Origin of the sequence: Hymenobacter sp. H14-R3 (assembly GCF_030063445.1) — a bacterium.
In the GTDB taxonomy this organism is placed as follows: Bacteria; Bacteroidota; Bacteroidia; order Cytophagales; family Hymenobacteraceae; genus Hymenobacter.
In genome coordinates this window covers 60,491-78,234 of the sequence record NZ_JASITD010000002.1, presented here as the reverse complement: position 1 = coordinate 78,234, position 17,744 = coordinate 60,491, and the positions used below count along the sequence as shown (strand labels likewise).

Sequence of the window (17,744 nt, the reverse complement as noted above, 5' to 3'; positions counted from 1 at the left end):
CGAAAGCGACGCCACCATCGTGGCTCCGCTGATTTTTGCCATCGTGCTGGGGCAATAATCGCGCAGTAAATTACCAAAAAGGCCCGCCGCTGAATCTCAGCGGCGGGCCTTTTTTGCGCGTTGCGCTCACGCACAACCGCCCGTCATTGCGAGCGCAACGCAGTGGAGGGCGGCAATCTTTCCTTCACGCTGGGGTTAGTAATTATAACGCCGCGAACGACAAGGAAAGATTGCCGCGCTCCACTGCGTTGCGCTCGCAATGACAAACGTGTGTACGTGAGTTGTTTATAAATTGCTAAGCAGCTACGCCTCAACCGGGAAGCTGGTAGCACTCGCCACGGCCTGCCACTGCCGCAAATCTTGCTGCACGGCGGCTATTTTTTGGGCGGCCAGCTGGTAGGCATCCTCCCCCAAAAACAGGTGCACGGGCGGGCTCTCAGCCTCGCTAATTTGCATGAGCACCTGGGCGGCTTTCACCGGGTCGCCGGGCTGGTTGCCGTTGATTTGCTGCTCGTGCGCCACCTGCGAGTCGCGGATGGACTGGTAGGCCGCAATTGGGTTTTGGGGCGTGCCCAAGGAGCCGGCCGATAGGAACTCAGTGCGGAAATAACCCGGATACACTACCGTAGCGTGCACGTTAAAGTCCTTCATTTCAGCCGCGTACGACTCTGTGATGCCGGCCACGGCGAACTTGGTGCCGCAGTAGATGCCGAAGCCCGGGAAGTTGCCGGTAAAGCCCCCAATGGACGAAATATTGAACACCTGCCCCGCGCGCTGCTGCCGCAGGTGCGGCGTGGCGGCCCGCAATACATGCAACAGGCCAAACACGTTGACGTCGAAATTCTGGCGGGCATCCTGGTCGGTCAGCTCTTCGAGGCCGCCCACCAGGCCATAGCCGGCATTATTCACCACCACGTTGAGCCCGCCGAGCGTGCTAATGGTGGCTTCGATAGCCTCGCGCACGCTTTCCGCGCTGCCCAGGTCCATTTGCAGCGGCAGGAAGCGGGCGGTATCAGCCGATACGGCTTGCTGCAGGTCGGCCAGCCGGCGGGAGGTGGCGGCCACGGCGTAGCCGGCGGCCAACAGCTGCCGCACGAGCGTGAGGCCCAGCCCCTTGGAGGCTCCGGTCACGAACCATACGTTGTTGGTAGTCATTATCTTGAAAGTTTTCGGAATAGGAAAGGGAATCGCTGAGGGCGAGGCGGCCAAAGAGGTAGAGCATGACAAGTGGGAGTTGAAGGGCAAGGACGACTGGTGTAAAGACGAGATACCGGCCCGCTTACCGTAGTTGCAAGCCAAAAAACTACTCGACCAACGCCCGTTCTTTTTCTATCAAGCTCTGCTCAGTTGCCCTGGCTATCGATATTAAGCCAACTGGCCGCGCGGCGCGGGTAATGCCTGCCGCTGCCAAGGCCATAATTGGCCCCGGCCTCACGGGCCGCCGATAAAAAGCCGGGTGTTGGGGAGGTGCATAAGCAGTGCATTTTTGACACTGCAAAACTAGCGGCGGCCCCCACCGGCGGGCTTACTCAGTTCAAACCAATCCTTGCGAAAATCAAACAGCCCGTACGGCCGAGGGCGCAATGCCCAGGTGCTTGCGGAAGAAGTTGCTGAAGTGCGCCGGCTCCTCAAAGCCCAGGCAGTGGCTGATTTCGGCCACGTTCCAGGTGGTATGTTTGAGTAGGGCGTGGGCCTCCTGCACCAGGCGGCCGGCAATGAGTTGGGTGGTGGTTTTGCCGGTCACTTCCTTGAGGGTGCGGTTGAGGTGGTTGACGTGCACCGCCAGCTGCCCGGCAAAGGCCTCGGCACTGCGCAGCTTCACCCGCTGGTCGGGGGCCTCGATGGGAAACTGCCGCTCCAGCAGCTCCGCAAACAGGGAGGCAATGCGCGTGGCCGCCGGGCTATCGTGGTAGAGCGTGGTGGCGGGCTGTAGCTTTAAGGCGCTGTGCAACAGCTCAAACGCGTAGGTGCGCAGCAGGTCGTACTTGTAGGCGTAGTCCGAGTCAATTTCCGCCAGCATCTTCTCAAACAGCGGCTTGGTGGCCGCGGCTTGCGCATCGCTCAGGAAATAAACCGGCTGCCCACCGGGCCGAAACATCGGCAGCTCCTGCGGCAGCACGCCGCCCAGCCGCTGCAAAAAAGCTTCGGTGAAAATGCAGAAAAACCCCGTTTGCTGCTCGTCCAGCGGCTCCCAGTCGTAGGGCACCAGCGGGTTGGCAAAGAAGAGGGCATTGCCGCGCAGCGCAATCGTTTTGTCGGCAAAGTGGTAGTTGCTGCGGCCCGTTACCAGCGTGATTTTATAGAAGTCCTTGCGGCTGTAGGGCAGCTTGCACGCCTTGGGGCCCACAAAGTCATCGAGCCGAAATACGTTGAAATGCCCCAGGTCCTGCTGGAGGTTTTCGGGCAGCCAGTGGATTTTCTGCTGGTAAAAGTCGGCGAGCGTCTGGGTCTTGGGCATAAGGCAAAATTGCGTAAATCAAACGAGCTACTAGCCCAGCAGCTCATCCATAAAGTGCCCGCGGGGCGAAAAGCCGGCTCCCTGAACGGCAAAAAGTCCCGCCCGAAAACCCGGGCGGGACTTTTACCGTGTGCGCAGGCAGTAGCCTGGCCGGGGGGGGGGGGGGGGCTGCCGGGCGGCTACAGCAGGCGCACGTCTACCTCAGTGGTGATGAGCTGCGTGCCATCTTCCAGGGTTATCAGGAAGAAGAATCGCAACTGATTGGGGGTCTGGGGGTTAGTATTGGGCGTGAGCGTGCCGGCCCCGCCGGCCGAGGTACCCGTGAAGGCAAAGGCGGCTGACTTGGTGGCGGTGGCGGGCAGGGTGGCGAAGGCCGCGTTGAGGCGGGTAACGTAGCTGCGCACCGCGTTCAGGTCCGAGCTGAAGGTGATGGTGTTGGTGCCGGTGCCGGTCACGGCCGCCGTCAGGTAGTTGGGGTAGCTGCTGCTTTGCAGATACTCGACGCCGCCGTTGCCGGTAGCTACCTTGGTGATTTCCTTGATTTTACCTTTATCGGCCGGAATGCTGAACTCAATGGAGAACGTGCCGTTGGCGTTGGTGCCGGCGCCCACCGTGGTGGTGACGACCGGAAACCGCTCGAAATACACCTGGTTGGTAACGGTCACCGGAATGTTGGCCACGCTATCCTGGAGCGGCGCCAGGTGGTTGCCGTAGTCTTTATGGCAGGCCGAAAAGCCAGCGGCCAGCAGCAGGAGCAACCCGAAATTGCAGATAGTCTTTTTCATAATCGCGAAAGCAAAGGAGGAGGAGAAAGGGGCCGGCCTAGTTGGCCGCCCACCACACGGCCTGGTCGATGAGCACCTTCGGCATGTTGTCGCCGTTGGCGGCCACCTCGGAGGGCGGGTACAGCAGGCGCTGCGGAATGTTGGGCGTAAACGACACGTTCAGGGCCGGCTGCAAGCGCGGGCGGCCCGTGCGCCGGTAGTCGTTCCAGGCCTCGTAGCCGTTGCCGACCCAGGCCATCCACTTCTGGCGCAAAATCTGGTCGAGCTTGTGCTCGTCGGTGCCCCGCAGGGTCACGATGGCCGGGTTGGCGGTGAAGTAGGCCGTTATGTCGGCGGTAGAAAGGCCGGTTGCTTCCATCGACCGGGTAATGCCTTCCTGGTAAAGGGCGTTGGCGTCGCCCGCCGTTTTCAGCCGAATGGCCGCCTCGGCCAGGATAAAGCACCGCTGAAAATTGGTGAGCAGGCGCACCGGAGCCTCGCCCACCGCCCCGAGCAGGTAGGTGTTATACACCGAGCGGTTGGCGCGCACGGGGGCCGTGGCGTTGCTGCCATTCTCGAAGCCCGTAAACTTGCCGTAGGGGGTGGTGTGCGTAGGGGCCGCGTTGGCGGCCGTAGTGGTGAAATACTTCGGCAGCCGCGGGTCGTTGTAGGCCGTGAGCGAGTCCAGGAAGCGGGTACTGGCCATCTGGTCGTTGGGCCGGTTCGTGATGTTGTACGAGTAAAAAGGGTTGGTATTGCCCACGGCCGTGCCGAAGGGCACGGCAAAATCCTCGCCGTTGGTGGCGATGGCGGCGCTGCCCAGCACTTTGGGGTCGGAGCCGGGTTTGTCCAGCACTTCCTTTATTACCTTGGCGGCCAGCGCCGGGTCTTTGCGGCTCACGGTGCAGGCAAACTTGAGCAGCAGCATGTTGCCCATTTTGCGCCACTTGCTGAGGTCGCCCTTGTACACGAAGTCGTCGGTGCCGCTGGGGGTCAGCACGCTGGGCTTGTCGAGGTCGGCCAGGCCCTCGCGCACCAGGTCAAACAGGCTCTGGATGCCCGTGGCCCCCTGGTAGATGTCCTGCTGCTTATCAAAAGCCGGGTGAATAGCCCCTAGGCCCTGCAACGCCTGCGAGTAGGGCACGTCGCCCCACATATCGGTGGCCAGGGCAAAGTTGTAGGCCTTGATGAGCTTGCCAATGCCCGCGTAGGCGGGGCTGCTGGCCTGGGTGCTGGCAATGAGCGTTTGGGCCCCGTTGAGGTTGTTGCCGTACAAATCGGTGCGCCACTCGTTGTCGTAGTTGCCGCTGATGGCGTACCTATCCTCCGTAAACGGCTGATTAGCAATGCCCGCGTAGTGCTGAACAAACAGGTCGCCGTCGCGCCCCAGCGTGTTGCCCACCAAAAAGGCGGTGCCCACCGTGATGGTGGGCAGCTGCACGGTGGGCTGCACAACCGTTGGGTTGTTGGGGCTCGCGTTCACGTCCAAAAAGCTGTTGGGCGAGCAGCTGGTGGCGGCCCAGCCCGCCAGGGCCAGCGCGGCGTAGCGCAGGCGCGTGGTAGTCGGTATAGATGGGTTCATAATGGCTGGTCGTGATTAGAAGGAAAACCGTAGGTAAGCGCCGTAGCTGCGCACGTTGGGCGCGCCCTGCAGGTCGAGGCCCCGGATGTTGCCGGCCCCCTGGGTATTCACCTCGGGAAAGAAGTTGGTGTTGGGCGCGTAGTAAAACAGGTTGCGGCCCGATATCGAGAGCGAGGCGCTGCCGAAGGGCGTGCGGGCCAGCAGGTCTTTGGGCAGCGAGTAGCCCAGCGACACTTCGCGCATGGTGAAGTGGGTGCCGTCGAAGATGTTGAGGTCGCTTTGCAGGCCCTGGTTGCTCCAGTAGCTCTGGGCATCTACCTGAATGTTGTTCTGATTGTAAGAGGTCGTGCCGTCGGGATTAGCTACGGCAATTACGCCCGGAATCACGCGCGGCTGGTCGCGGCCCACGCCGGTTTCCTGCAGCATGCCTGCCGACTTGTAGGCCGCCTGGGTAAAGGAGAGAATGTCGCCGCCCACGGTGGCATCCACCAGGAAGGAAAACGTTAAGCCCTTGTAGGCAAGCGTGTTGGTAATGCCACCCTGCCAGTCTACGTTGGGGTTGGCCGTTACCTGCGCGCTAAGCTCCGTGGCCCACAGGCCGGTGCGGGGGTTGATGAGGTACTGCCCATCGGGGGCGGTGGCCTTCTTCTGGCCCAGGATAACGCCGTAGGGCTGGCCCACCACGTACGAGGGCACCGAGCCGATAAACGAACTGCCCAGAATGGACGAGCTGGTGACGCCCGGGTAAATGGCCGTCACCACGTTGCGCAGCCGGGTGTAGTTGGCCGAGATATCCCAGCTGAAGCCCGAGGCCGAGCGCACGGGCGAAAGCGTGGCCAGTACCTCAAGCCCCTTGTTATCGAGCTGGCCGGCGTTGGTATAAAAGCTGGTGTAGCCCGTGGAGCCCGCCAGCGTTACCGGCAAAATCTGGTTCGAGCTCACCGTTTTGAAGTATGTGGCGTCCAGGGTGAGCCGGTTGTTGAAGAAGCCCAGGTTCAGGCCCACTTCGGCCGATTTGGTAAACTCGGGCTTCAGGTTTTGGCCGCCCCCGATGGTGGGGCTGGGCCGGAAGCCCACCACCCCGTTGAAGGGAAAGGTGACGTTGGCCACGTTGTTGCCCTGCCCGCCCGATACGTAGTACGACTCCAGCACGTAGGGGTCGGCGTCGCGGCCCACCTGGGCCACGTTGCCCCGAATCTTGCCGTACGAGAAGATGTCGGAGTCGATGTTGAAGGCGTCGGTGAACACGAAGCCCGCCGATACCGACGGGTAGAGGTAGGTGTTGTTGCCCTTGGGCTGGGTCGAAGACTGGTCAACCCGCGCCGTGCCTTCCAAAAACAGGTAGTTGTTGTAGGCCAGCGACAAGTCGGCGTAGTAGCCCAGCAGGCGGCGCGTGTAGTTGGTTTCGCCGCTGCCCGTAAACACAGCCGCGTTGATGGTATTATAAAAGCCTGGCTGCGAGAGCGTTGCCGCCGACACGTACTGTTCGTTGCGCCGGCGCTGGTTGGTCTGTTGGCCCACCAGCAGCGTAGCATTGAGCTTGTCGAGGAAAATGTTCTCCTTCTTGGCCGTAATCAGCAGGTCGCCGGTAAACTCGGCGTACTGAATGTTATCCTGAAAAATGAGGCCCGTGGGGTTGCGCGACGACGTGACGGCCGCAATCTGCTTGCGGCGGTCGGTGTAGGTATCGAGGCCCGCCCGGTACACCACGCTCAGCCACGGAAAGAAGTCGTAGCCAATGCTGGCCACGTTGATGAAGCGCGTTACGTTGCTGGCCGTGTTGTTGTTAAGCAGGTTCCAGTTGGGGTTGTCCAGGCCCGAAAAGTACAGGTTGCCGCCCGTCACCGTCTGGGTAGGCTGGCCCTGCAGGTCGAAGCTGCGCGGCACCGCCGACAGCGTGCCGAAGGCGCTGCCGCCGTTGCCGGTTTGCGGGGCCAGCTGGTCGGTCTGCGAAAAGTTGACCGAGCCCGTCAGCCGGATTCTGTTCTGCAATGTGGTGCCCCCGCCCAGCTGAATGTTGGTGCGCTGGAGCGACGACGATTCGGTAATGCCCTTCTGGGTGGTGCTGTTAACGTTCAGCGAAAAGTTGGCCGAGCCGTTGTTGCCGGCCAGCTGCAAGCCATTGGTCCACAGCGTGCCCGTCTTATAAAACTTGCGGATATTATCCGGGTACGACTCGTAGGGCAGGGTAGTATTATTGGCCAGCAGCAGGCCGTTGGGCCGGGTAGCGGCCGTGCCAAAGCGCGGCCCCCACGAGTTGGTGTTGCCCGTGAGGATGTTGCCGCCCCCGGCCGAGGTGGTGTTGGTGCCCCCGGTGCCCTGGCCGTAGTCGTTCTGAAAATCGGGCAAGCCCAGCACCGTCTGAAAGTTGAAGCCGGTATTCACGACCACTTCCAGCTTCTTGTTCACGTTGGCCCCCGATTTGGTCGTAATCAGAATAGCCCCCGACGAAGCGCGCGAGCCATAGAGCGCCGCCGCCGCCGGCCCCTTCAAAATGCTGATGCTGGCAATGTTCTCGGGGTCGATGTCGGCGGCTCGGTTGGCCGTTTGGGCTCCGTACAGCGTGCCGGCCGCCCCGCCGTTGGTGCGGTCGGTGTCGTTACTGACCGGAATGCCATCCACCACAAACAGGGGCTGGTTGCTGCCCGTGAGCGACGTAATGCCCCGGATGTTGATGTTAGTGGAGGTGCCGGCCAGGCCGCTGGCCCCCGTAATGCTCACGCCCGATACCTTGCCTTGCAGCGCGTTCAGCACATTGGGCTCTGACTTGGCGGCCACGGCGGCCCCCTGAATTTCCTGGGTGGCGTAGCCCAGCGTGCGCTTGTCTTTTTCAATGCCGAGGGCCGTCACCACCACCTCGCTCAGCTCGCGCGAGTTTTGGGTCAGCGCTACGCTCACCTGGTCGTTGCTGCCCACGGGCTTTTCCTGGGTGTTCATACCCACCGACGAAAATATGAGGGTGCCGCCCGGGGGTACCGCCAGCGTAAACGAGCCGTCGGCATTGGTTGCCGTGCCCGTGGTGGTGCCTTTCAACAGCACCGTCACGCCGGGCAGGCCCTCGCCGGTTTTTTGGTCCCGCACCCGGCCCGATATAGTCCGCGTCTGGGCTAGCGCTGTCTGCGACAGCGTGAGCATGAGCATAGCGCCCATTAATAAGCGTTTTTTCATGTAGAGGTTGACTAAATAGAAGGTAATTAAGAGGTTGAGGTAACAATCCGAAAGCCTAAAGTAGCAGGCAGGCCACTGTAAAGCAGCATTAAGCCAAGATTTTTTATAAAAAAAAGAAACTAACCTCCTCCTCAAAGTCAGTCGGCAATAAAAAAATAATTTCTGGCAGGTATAGCCCTTTATTTTTATTGAATGTGGCTAAGGAATAGTAGAAACGCCCATAAAATGCCTTGAAATTTGATGCAGCCCGGTAAAGCAGGCCACCAAAAAAAAGACCAGCCCTTCGGAGCTGGTTTGTTAAGCGCTGGCGCTGGCGCAACTTGCTGACGGTTGACGATTGCTTTGGCTGAGTATCCTATTTCACCGGATTTTTCGGTGGGCGGGCCCGCTGCTGTTGGGGTGGGCGGGCCGCGGATGGGCAACCGGGTGGGCAACCGGGTGGTTGAAGAAGCCCACGAACCGCACCAGCTAGCAACCCGAAGCTGCGCTACTGGCCCAGCTTCTCATCCGTAAAATGCGCCTGGTGCGGCGGCCGGGCAAACTTCTCGGCATTGTAAGCCGCCGAAGTGCCGCGTGGAATCGACAGCGACTGCCACGCCTCGCCCACCGCCAGCCGGGCCAGAAACACCAGTTGGCCCACGTGGTAGGGGTAGTGCGCCAGCTGCCGATTAATGGCCTCCGTAACGCTGTGGCCCTGGTGACGGATGTAAATAAGCCGGTTGAGGTCGGCGGGCGTGAGGGCATCGAGCGCGGCAAACAGGCACTGCCAGCCGGCTTGCCAGTGGGCCAGCACCTCGGCGCGGGTGCCCAGGTCGTTGTCGAACTCCGCCTCGCGGGCGCGCCAGGGCTTTTCGCCATCGGTAGTCAGGAAATCCGTCCACCTGGATAACATATTGCCCCACAGGTGCTTAACGATAATTGCCATGCTGTTGCTGACGGCGTTGGGCTGCCAGAATAACTGTTTATCCGTGACCTGGCTCATCGCTTGTTCGCCAAGTAGCTGGTAGTAAGCAAACTGCTTGCGGGCGCTGGAAAGGAAGTCGGTAGGCATGGGACTAGCTGGCCGGGGCTGCCAAAGGGCCGCGCCAGCGTGCCAAGATACAAGGTGCCACTGACTCTTTGCGCCCCCAGTAAGTGGGCCGCCCGCACCTAGGTTACTTACGCCGAAGGCTGGCATTAAGCTAAAAACAAGCGATGCCATTACCCGAAAAACCTGCCCGAAGCTGGCTGGACGTATTGATGACGCTGCTCGCCGGCCTGGCCGGCCTCTGCTTGCTGGGCTACCTGGGCGTGGTGGCACTCCTGATAGCCGTGTCGCTGCCCGACGCTAATAACCGGCGGGAGCTGGCCCCCGAGCACCTGACGCCAGCACTACCCGAGTGGACGACCACCACGGGAATTTACCTGCGCAACCGCACGGCGGCGCCTCTGCGAGTGGTGCTTACCGTGGCGCGCCCCGCGCTGCAACCCGATACCGTGTGGTAGGGCATCGACTTGAGCCCCGAGGCCATCGGCCAGACCTTTGTGCTGCGCGGTAGCCTGGTGACCCAAGGGCTTGTGCTACCCGCTGGCGGTGCTGGTGCCGGGCACGGCCGACACGTTCGTCGATAAGAACTTCGACGACAACCTGCCCCCCGGACTGGTGCGCTGCCCACGGTACACTAGTGGGCCTAGCGCGGAGGTTCGGGCTAAACGCTACGCTATCAGCCAGTACACGCTCAATCCTGGTATCGGGGAGCTTGCCTTTGGCCAGGCAATGGACCTGCAATGCGTGCCGGCGCTGCCCGACTCGCTGCGCCTGCTACTCGCCCGCCCGCCCGACAGCACCCTGCGCGTCGGGCGCCGCCGGGTGGCGTACTTCACCGACGAAGCTGGCCGGCCCGCCACCAGGGAAGACAGCGAGACGCCGTACTTTCCGCCAACTATTCAGGTGCAGCAGTTCGACACCATGAGCCAGCGGAGGCTGCTGCCGCGCCCGCCGCTGGCCCGCCTGCTCGGGCTGCCCGCCGCCGAGGCTGCGCTGCCCCGCACGGGCCCCCGCCTAGTACGGCGCTACTGGGACTGTCGCTAGGGGCGCTAGCCCGGGCGGCAAAAGGCTGCGTTGGCTAAAAGAAGATTTACTGCCGGGCGGGTTATGCTGACATGGCAACGACTCCTATTCCGAAGAAAATCCTGGCCCGCCAGCACGAAATCACGGCCGAATTTCAGCGGCTGGTGGTGGAGCACGTAGCGGCCATTGCGGCCGGCCGCGCCACCGAGATGCTCGAAATCCGTGACTTCGCCAGCCAGCTCTGCATCCATCCCACGCACCTCAGCAACACGCTGAAGCTCACTACCGGCCAGCCGCCGTGCTTCTTTTTCGAGGCCGAAATATTGGCCGTGGCTCAAGGGCTGCTGCGCGATACCACTCGCCCGGTGGCCGACATTGCCGCCAACCTCACCTACGACCCCTCCAACTTCACCAAGTTTTTCAAGCGCTTTGCGGGCGTCACGCCTAAGTACTACCGCGAGCAGGTGTGGGCCGAGCGGCGGGCGGAAAAATCGGAACTACTCACCATTTAAACTGGGCTACTCACCATAAACGGGATACGCGGCGGCCGGAAATTTGTGCTATTATTTCACCTCAGTAATCCTTGAGAATGAGCAATTCCAAAATCGCCCTCGTAACTGGTGGCAGCCGTGGTCTGGGCAAAGACATGGCCCTGAACCTGGCCAAAAAAGGCCTCCACGTTATCCTCACTTACCACAGCCAGCAGGCCGAGGCAGAAGGCGTAGTAGCAGAAATTGCCGCCGCCGGCCAAACGGCCGTGGCCCTGCAACTCGACGCCTCCAACGTCGGCAGCTTCGGCGGGTTTTTTGAGCAGGTGAAAACCGCTTTGGCCGATACGTTTGAAACTGACCGATTCGATTTCCTCATCAACAATGCCGGCACGGGCCTGTACGCGCCCTATCCGGAAACTAGTGAGCAGCAGTTTGATGAGGTGATGAATATTCATTTTAAAGGCCCGTTCTTCCTGACGCAGCAGGCGCTGCCGCTGCTCAACGATGGCGGCGGCATCATCAACATCTCGTCGGGCCTCACGCGCATTATCTACCCCAACTCCTCGGCCTACGCCAGCATGAAGGCGGCGATGGAGACGCTCACCAAGTACCAGGCAAAGGAACTGGCCAGCCGCCGCATCCGGTCAAATATCGTGGCCCCCGGTGCCATCGAAACCGACTTTGGCGGTGGCCGCACCCGCGACAACAAGGAGATTAACGCCCACATTGCCAGCCTCACGGCGATGGGCCGCGTGGGCCTACCCACCGATATTGGTCCCGTGGTGGCTTTCCTCTGCACCGACGAAGCCGGTTGGATTGACGCCCAACGCATTGAGGTGTCGGGCGGGCAGGGCATATAAACCGCAGATTCAAACGGATTAAATGAGTTTTGCAGGTACGCCGCTACTCGGCTGACTACTCGGCTAGACATTCTACCACAAGAAAGGCTGCCTTACATAGGCAGCCTTTCTTGTGCACGGTACAATCAATCAAGTTAAGAGCAATCAGGCGCGCAGCGCCGTATCTGCGAAATCCGTTTAATTAGTTTGAATCTGCGGTCTAGAAACGGAACAGCGGCCGGTAGGGATTCCACAGGCCCCACGGAATCATGAGCAGCACCAGCACCAGAGCAATGCCAAAATACGTGAGCGCCTTCTTGTGCTTGAGCGTATCGGTGGAGGCGTTTTTGAGCGCAATGCGGCCCACCTGGGCCAGAATGGCGGCGAGTATCATTACGGCTACGTGCTCCATGCCGAAGAAGCGGGTGGTGGGGTCCTTCATGGCACCGGCCACCTTCATGGCCTTGAGGCCGTAGGGGCTAAGGCCGAAGTAAAGGCCCAGACCCACAATAACTTGCAGCCACATAAAGCCCGAAAAAGCCGCGCTGATGGCATTGTCACCCTTGGTAAACGGCCGGCGGCCCGACCACCCCACGTAGGCGCGAAACACGGCCAGCACGCCCGCGCCCAGCACAAACCAGCGCAACCACGAGTGAAGAAACAGAAGTACCTCGTACATACTAAAAACAAGATGTGCCGGGCCAGCCGGCGGGTTGAAAACTGCCGCGAAGCTACGGCGGGGAAGAATTTGGAATTTAGAATGAAGAAGTAGAAATTAGCGAAGCAGATAATTCATCAGTATAAATTCAACTCAAAACTCGCCCGGCTCGGGCACGGGGGCGGGCGCGCCGCCGCGGGCCGCCTTGGCCCGCTGCTCATCCCGGATGGCCACGGCCAGCGCAATGAAAATGGAGAAAAACGGCAGCACCATGCCCAGCACAAACCACTTTAGCCGCGAGTGGCCGTGCGAGTAGGCGATGTACATGGTAACGGACGCCAGCAGGGCATCGACCAGCAGAAGGGCAATGGCCCCAAAAAAGAAGGTAGCGAACATAAATTACCGGGCTTTGCCGCGCTTCACCAGGTAAGCGTACAGCACTTTATCAAACGGCTCGCGCACATCGACGGGCACAAAATCAATTTTGAGCTGCCCGCAGCGCAGGGCCAGGTCGGCCTCAAACTGCTGCATGGCTGCGCGGTACTGCGCCCGCACCTGCCCCGGTTGAAGACGAATTTCCTGGCCTGTTTCCACATCCTCAAAGATGTAGGGCCGGTCCTGAAAGTCAAAATTAGCCTCCGTGGCCCGGTCCAGCACGTGAAACAGCAGCACCTCGTGGTGCTGGTGGCGCAGGTGCTGCAAGGCGGCCAGGGCGGCTTCCTGCTCGGCCGCGCCGCGCCCCAGCATATCGCTGAATATGACCACGAGCGAGCGCTTGGGTATTTGCTGGGCAATGGTGTGCAGCACGCCTGCCACATCGGTGTGGGCGGCGGCGCGGCGGCTGGCGGCCGGGGGCGCGGGGCGCTCCAGTAGCTGCTGCATGGCCAGCAGCAGCGTGTGGCGGTGGGCGCTGGTCGAGCGCACGGGCGTTTGCAGCTCCACGGTTTCGGCGAAGGTGACGAGGCCCACGGCATCGCGCTGACGCTGCAGGAGCGTGGTGAGCGCCGCCGCCGCTAAGATGCTGAATTTCAGCTTATCGTGGCCCGGCGCGGGGTAGTACATGCTGGGGCTCACGTCGAGCAGCAGGTGGGCGCGCAGGTTGGTTTCCTCTTCGTAGCGCTTCACGAAGAGCTTATCGGTGCGGGCAAACACCTTCCAGTCGATGTGCCGGGTGCTGTCGCCGGGGTTGTAGAGGCGGTGCTCCGAAAACTCGACCGAAAAGCCGTGGTACGGCGACTGGTGCAGCCCCGTAATAAAGCCATCGACCAGCTGCCGGGCCAGGAACTCCAGGTTTTCGAAGGAACGAATGGCGGCAAGGTCGAGGGCAGGCGCGGGCATAGCAGAAAAAAACGTTGAAACCAGTACAGAATTACTAGTCAGTACACTGCTCGTAACTAGCGCGGCGTTTAGTGCTGCCACCACGGCAGCGCGCCAATAGTGGCGAGTGAAATAATCTTACGTGCTGATAAACAAGCCGGCTGCTGCTGGGGTTTCGCCGGGGCAAAAGCCTGTTTTCAGGAACTTTTCCTGGCTCTATCTTTGCCTGAGCAAAGACAAGTTTAGCGCTTTATTCAATAACTCCCACCTATTTCCCCCGCTCGCATTCTGTGGAAGAAAGATACTCTAAGGACCAGGAAGAAATATACTCGCACCGTATGAAGGCGGGCAAGCGCACGTATTTCTTCGACGTAAAAGCCACCCGTGGCCAAGACTATTACCTGACCATCACGGAGAGCAAGCGCCGCCCCGGCTCCGATCCCGATGGCCCGGCTAGCTACGAAAAACACAAGATTTTCCTGTATAAGGAAGATTTCAACAAATTTATCGACGCTCTGCACGATGCCGTGGACTACGTGCGCGACGAGCTGCTGACCGAGGAAGAAGTAGCCGAGCTCGACCGCCCGCGCCCAACCTTCGATGGCGAGCAGCCCCGCCTCGACGGCCAGCCTAGCCCCCAGCCCGACCGCCCCGCTGGTTACGACTTGGCTCCCGACCTGGGCGAGAGCACCTACTAGCCCTACCCGGCCGCCTACGCAAAACGCGCCGCCGCTCTACGCCAGAGCAGCGGCGCGTTTTGCGTAGGCGGCCCGGCCAGCGCGGCTCCGCCGTACCTTTGCCCGCTGAATTGGGCAAATTTCTGATTCATACTTCACACTTCATACTTCAAGATAATGGGCCTCCGCTGCGGTATTGTCGGCCTGCCGAACGTCGGCAAATCCACGCTTTTCAACGCGTTATCCAACGCCAAGGCCGAATCGGCCAACTACCCTTTCTGCACGATTGAGCCGAACGTGGGCGTCATCACCGTGCCCGATGAGCGCCTCCAGATTCTGGAAGCTCTCGTCAACCCCAAGCGCGTGTTGCCCACCATCATCGAGTTTGTGGACATTGCCGGCCTCGTAAAAGGCGCCAGCAAGGGCGAAGGCCTGGGTAATAAATTCCTGGCCAACATCCGCGAGGTTGATGCCATCATTCACGTGGTGCGCTGCTTCGACGACCCCAACATCGTGCACGTGGCCGGCGGTGTGGACCCCGTGTTTGATAAAGACGTGATTGACACGGAGTTGCAGCTTAAAGACCTGGAGAGCATCGACAAGAAGCTCGTCAAAAGTGAGCGTAGTGCCAAGGCCGGCGACGCCGTGGCCAAGAAGGAAGTAGCCGGTTTGCAGAAGTTCAAAGTGGCCCTCGAAGCGGGCGAGAACGCCCGCGCCGTGCAAGCCACCGAAGACGACCTCGAATCGGTAGCCGACTTGCAACTGCTTACCATTAAGCCCGTTATCTACGTGGCCAACGTGGATGAAGCCAGCATTGCCACCGATGGCAACAAGCACGTAGCCGCCCTGCGCGAGCACGTGAAAACCGAAGGTGCCCAGGTAGTGCTGGTATCGGCCGCCATTGAGGAGCAGATTGCCGATATGGAAGACCCCGAGGAAAAAGAGATGTTTCTAGGTGAGTACGGCCTCACCGAGTCGGGCCTCAACAAGCTCATTCGCGCCAGCTACGAGCTGCTCAACCTTATCACCTACTTCACGGCCGGCGTGCAGGAAGTGCGCGCCTGGACGGTGCACCGCGGCGACAAAGCGCCCGCCGCCGCCGGCGTTATCCACTCCGATTTCGAGAAGGGTTTCATTCGCGCCGAGGTTATCAAACTAGCTGACTACCAAGAGTATAAAACCGAAGTAAAAATCAAGGAAGCCGGTAAAATGGCCGTCGAAGGCAAAGAATACGTGGTGCAGGATGGCGACATTATGCACTTCCGCTTCAACGTGTAGCTCGGAGCGCTGGTAGCAGTATCTTGGGAGCCCCAGCCGGTAACGGTTGGGGCTTTTTACGTTAGAAATACCTACAAATGGAGAAGGGAAAGCATCCTGCCTGGTTGGCCGATAAGGTGCTAAACAACCGCCTGGATTGGGCCGCCGCAACCAAAACATCCATGCAGGAACTGCTGGAAACGATTACGCTACACGATTCCTGCTGTTACCACATTTGCCTGAAAAGAGGAAGTTGGGTGATAGTGATTGTGCTCGATGCTGTCTGGAACAAGGCTTTCTGCCATAATTCGGAAGACTGGCCATTCCTGATTATCAAGTTTCCAAAAGTATTTTGCTCGTTTCAGAAATTTGAAGAATTCGAATTCGAATCCCCCATACTATCAGAAGTGGAGGTAGTATCGCTGGGCGGTAAGGATTTCGCTGATTGGATGGATTTCACAAAAATTGCGGGGTTCTTTCCACTTACTATTTTGCAGGATATAGCAGCGGAAGGCAATTTGACCCGTACCGAACTATCCACTGTCTGCGGGGGATATCTCTCGTTGGTCCATGCGCCGGCAATCGAGGTTTTGCTATACGCTGAGCAGGGTAGTCAGCTGGCCATCAACCTATCGGTTCAGCCGGAGTGAATGGGTAGTGCGCCGCGTCGTCGCGCCCGGCGGATTTGCCGGCGGCCGTCTTCCAAACCCCGCCCCTCCAACGTATCTTTGCCCCCTTCCAAAACCTAGCCCAGCCTCCCCTTTATGAAGTTCATTGTTTCGTCCTCGGCCCTGCTCAAGCAGCTCCAGAGCATCAACGGCGTGGTCACGAACAACCCCGTGGTGCCCATCCTGGAGAACTTCCTGTTTGAGATTGAGCCCGGCAAGCTCACCATTACCGCCTCCGACCTGGAGACGAGTATGATGACCGAGCTGCCCATCGAAACCAACGAGTCGGGGCGCATTGCGGCCCCCGCCCGCATTCTGCTCGATACGCTCAAGAACCTGCCCGACCAGCCCGTGACCTTCACCCTGGACGAGGAAACCTACACCATCGAAATCAGCTCGGCCAACGGCCGCTACAAGCTGGCCGGCGAAAACGCCGCCGATTTCCCCCGCGTGCCGGTGGTGAAGGGCTCGGCCCCGGTAGAAATCCCGTCGTCGTCGCTGGCCCGGGCCATCAACAAGACGATTTTTGCCGTTAGCACCGACGAGCTGCGCCCCGCCATGACCGGCATTTTGGTGCAGCTGGCCGATTCGCAAATCACCTTCGTGGCCACCGATGGCCACCGCCTGCTGCGCTACCGCCGTCAGGATGTGGGCGCTGGTCAAACCGCCAACCTCATCATCCCGCGCAAGGCGTTTAACCTCTTGAAAAGCTCGTTGCCGAGCGAGTCCGCCACGGTGCGCATCGAGTTCAACCAGAGCAACGCGTTTTTCTCGTTCAACCAGATGCGCCTGGTGTGCCGCCTCATTGATGAGCGCTACCCCGACTACGAAAACGTTATTCCGGTTAGCAACCCTAATAAGCTGACTATCAATCGTGCTGAGCTGCTGAATTCGGTGCGCCGCATCAGCATCTACTCCAACAAGACGACCCACCAGGTGCGCCTGCGCCTCACGGGCTCGGAGCTGGTGATTTCGGCCGAGGACCTGGACTTCAGCAACGAAGCCAAGGAAACCCTCACCTGTCAGTACGATGGCGAGGACATGGAAATCGGCTTCAACGCCCGCTTCCTGCAAGAAATGCTCTCGAACATCGACTCCGATGAAATCACGCTGGAGCTGAGCACGCCCAACCGCGCCGGCCTGCTGATGCCCGCCCAGGCCGACGAAAACGAAAGCATCCTCATGCTGGTGATGCCCGTAATGCTCAATAATTACGTCTAAACCGCAGATTCAAACGGACTTAACGGATTTCACAGATACGCTTGCCTCGCAAGCTGACTAGTGGTCGTTAACTGGTTGGTTTGGTTGAGAAAAAGAGAAAAGAAGGTAGTACACAGTGTCCAATTTGATTTCGCCAAGGTAGTCAGTTTGCGTAGCAAGCGTATCTGCGAAATCCGTTAAATCCGTTTGAATCTGCGGTTAGGAAGCCGTTAAATTCGTTTATCTGTAATGAGTAAGTCAGAAATTCGCTTTAGTATTGCCCTCGATGATAAGAAAGTGCCCGAAGCCATTAGCTGGCAGGCCACTGATGCGGGGCCCGATATGCACTTTGCCAAGGCCATCAACGTAGCCATCTGGGACCGGAATGCCGATGCGACGATGAAAATCGACCTCTGGACCAAGGACATGCCTACCGACGCCATGAAGTTTTTTGTGGTAGATAATATCGGCTCAATGGCCGAAACCATTCAAACGGCTACTGGCGACAAGAAAATGGCCGAGATGATGCGCAACCTCTGCAAAGAGCTGAGCGACTACCTCGAAGAGCAGGGCCAGACGGACTTGCAAGCCTAAGCACCGCCCCGCGAGCATCGC

18 protein-coding genes are annotated in these 17,744 nt (G+C 59.8%); 9 read left to right on the top strand and 9 right to left on the bottom strand.

Annotation, left to right across the window (positions count from 1 at the left end):
* Window positions 1-303: 303 nt before the first annotated feature.
* From QMK33_RS02315 to QMK33_RS02290, 6 genes are all read right to left on the bottom strand, one after another.
* On the bottom strand, window positions 304-1,155 hold the full coding sequence (locus tag QMK33_RS02315; RefSeq protein ID WP_283562933.1) for an SDR family NAD(P)-dependent oxidoreductase: 852 nt from the start codon (window positions 1,153-1,155) through the stop codon (window positions 304-306).
* A 400-nt stretch (window positions 1,156-1,555) separates the two neighbouring features.
* On the bottom strand, window positions 1,556-2,458 hold the full coding sequence (locus tag QMK33_RS02310) for a helix-turn-helix domain-containing protein (RefSeq protein WP_283562932.1): 903 nt from the start codon (window positions 2,456-2,458) through the stop codon (window positions 1,556-1,558).
* A gap of 179 nt (window positions 2,459-2,637) precedes the next feature.
* The gene (locus QMK33_RS02305) at window positions 2,638-3,243 is read right to left on the bottom strand and encodes a hypothetical protein (RefSeq protein ID WP_283562931.1); all 606 of its coding nucleotides are present in this window, start codon (window positions 3,241-3,243) and stop codon (window positions 2,638-2,640) included.
* 37 nt (window positions 3,244-3,280) lie between these two features.
* Window positions 3,281-4,804 (bottom strand): SusD/RagB family nutrient-binding outer membrane lipoprotein, encoded by a 1,524-nt coding sequence (locus QMK33_RS02300; RefSeq protein WP_283562930.1) that lies wholly within the window; start codon window positions 4,802-4,804, stop codon window positions 3,281-3,283.
* 15 nt (window positions 4,805-4,819) lie between these two features.
* Entirely contained in the window at window positions 4,820-7,972 is a 3,153-nt protein-coding gene (locus QMK33_RS02295; RefSeq protein WP_283562929.1) for a SusC/RagA family TonB-linked outer membrane protein, read from the bottom strand.
* Between the two features lie 487 nt (window positions 7,973-8,459).
* Window positions 8,460-9,023 (bottom strand): DUF1572 family protein, encoded by a 564-nt coding sequence (locus QMK33_RS02290; protein WP_283562928.1) that lies wholly within the window; start codon window positions 9,021-9,023, stop codon window positions 8,460-8,462.
* Between the two features lie 143 nt (window positions 9,024-9,166).
* Here QMK33_RS02290 and QMK33_RS02285 point away from each other — a divergent pair, with 143 nt between their 5' ends.
* The 4 genes from QMK33_RS02285 to QMK33_RS02270 all read left to right on the top strand — a co-directional run bounded on the left by QMK33_RS02285 (window position 9,167) and on the right by QMK33_RS02270 (window position 11,373).
* The gene (locus QMK33_RS02285; RefSeq protein WP_283562927.1) at window positions 9,167-9,457 is read left to right on the top strand and encodes a hypothetical protein; all 291 of its coding nucleotides are present in this window, start codon (window positions 9,167-9,169) and stop codon (window positions 9,455-9,457) included.
* Between the two features lie 70 nt (window positions 9,458-9,527).
* Window positions 9,528-10,043, top strand: coding sequence for a hypothetical protein (locus QMK33_RS02280; RefSeq protein ID WP_283562926.1), 516 nt, complete (start codon window positions 9,528-9,530; stop codon window positions 10,041-10,043).
* Window positions 10,044-10,114: 71 nt separating this feature from the next.
* Window positions 10,115-10,534, top strand: a complete 420-nt coding sequence (locus QMK33_RS02275; protein WP_283562925.1) for a helix-turn-helix domain-containing protein — start codon at window positions 10,115-10,117, stop codon at window positions 10,532-10,534.
* 77 nt (window positions 10,535-10,611) lie between these two features.
* Entirely contained in the window at window positions 10,612-11,373 is a 762-nt protein-coding gene (locus QMK33_RS02270) for an SDR family NAD(P)-dependent oxidoreductase (RefSeq protein WP_283562924.1), read from the top strand.
* A gap of 199 nt (window positions 11,374-11,572) precedes the next feature.
* Here the strand turns inward: QMK33_RS02270 and QMK33_RS02265 are convergent, their stop codons facing one another.
* The 3 genes from QMK33_RS02265 to QMK33_RS02255 all read right to left on the bottom strand — a co-directional run bounded on the left by QMK33_RS02265 (window position 11,573) and on the right by QMK33_RS02255 (window position 13,348).
* On the bottom strand, window positions 11,573-12,031 hold the full coding sequence (locus QMK33_RS02265; RefSeq protein ID WP_283562923.1) for a hypothetical protein: 459 nt from the start codon (window positions 12,029-12,031) through the stop codon (window positions 11,573-11,575).
* A gap of 132 nt (window positions 12,032-12,163) precedes the next feature.
* On the bottom strand, window positions 12,164-12,406 hold the full coding sequence (locus QMK33_RS02260; protein WP_283562922.1) for a hypothetical protein: 243 nt from the start codon (window positions 12,404-12,406) through the stop codon (window positions 12,164-12,166).
* Window positions 12,407-12,409: 3 nt separating this feature from the next.
* Window positions 12,410-13,348 (bottom strand): DUF58 domain-containing protein, encoded by a 939-nt coding sequence (locus QMK33_RS02255; protein ID WP_283562921.1) that lies wholly within the window; start codon window positions 13,346-13,348, stop codon window positions 12,410-12,412.
* A gap of 269 nt (window positions 13,349-13,617) precedes the next feature.
* Between QMK33_RS02255 and QMK33_RS02250 the strand changes: the two genes are divergently transcribed.
* The 5 genes from QMK33_RS02250 (at window position 13,618) to gldC (ending at window position 17,723) form a co-directional block, all read left to right on the top strand.
* Window positions 13,618-14,025, top strand: a complete 408-nt coding sequence (locus QMK33_RS02250; protein ID WP_283562920.1) for a DUF3276 family protein — start codon at window positions 13,618-13,620, stop codon at window positions 14,023-14,025.
* Window positions 14,026-14,181: 156 nt separating this feature from the next.
* Window positions 14,182-15,282: a redox-regulated ATPase YchF gene (gene ychF, locus QMK33_RS02245; RefSeq protein WP_283562919.1), complete on the top strand. Its 1,101-nt coding sequence runs from the start codon at window positions 14,182-14,184 to the stop codon at window positions 15,280-15,282.
* Between the two features lie 77 nt (window positions 15,283-15,359).
* A complete protein-coding gene (locus QMK33_RS02240; RefSeq protein WP_283562918.1) occupies window positions 15,360-15,911 on the top strand; it encodes a hypothetical protein in 552 nt (183 codons plus the stop codon).
* Between the two features lie 114 nt (window positions 15,912-16,025).
* Entirely contained in the window at window positions 16,026-17,150 is a 1,125-nt protein-coding gene (dnaN, locus tag QMK33_RS02235) for a DNA polymerase III subunit beta (RefSeq protein WP_283562917.1), read from the top strand.
* A gap of 228 nt (window positions 17,151-17,378) precedes the next feature.
* Window positions 17,379-17,723 (top strand): gliding motility protein GldC, encoded by a 345-nt coding sequence (gene gldC, locus QMK33_RS02230; protein ID WP_283562916.1) that lies wholly within the window; start codon window positions 17,379-17,381, stop codon window positions 17,721-17,723.
* The last annotated feature ends 21 nt before the right edge of the window (window positions 17,724-17,744 follow it).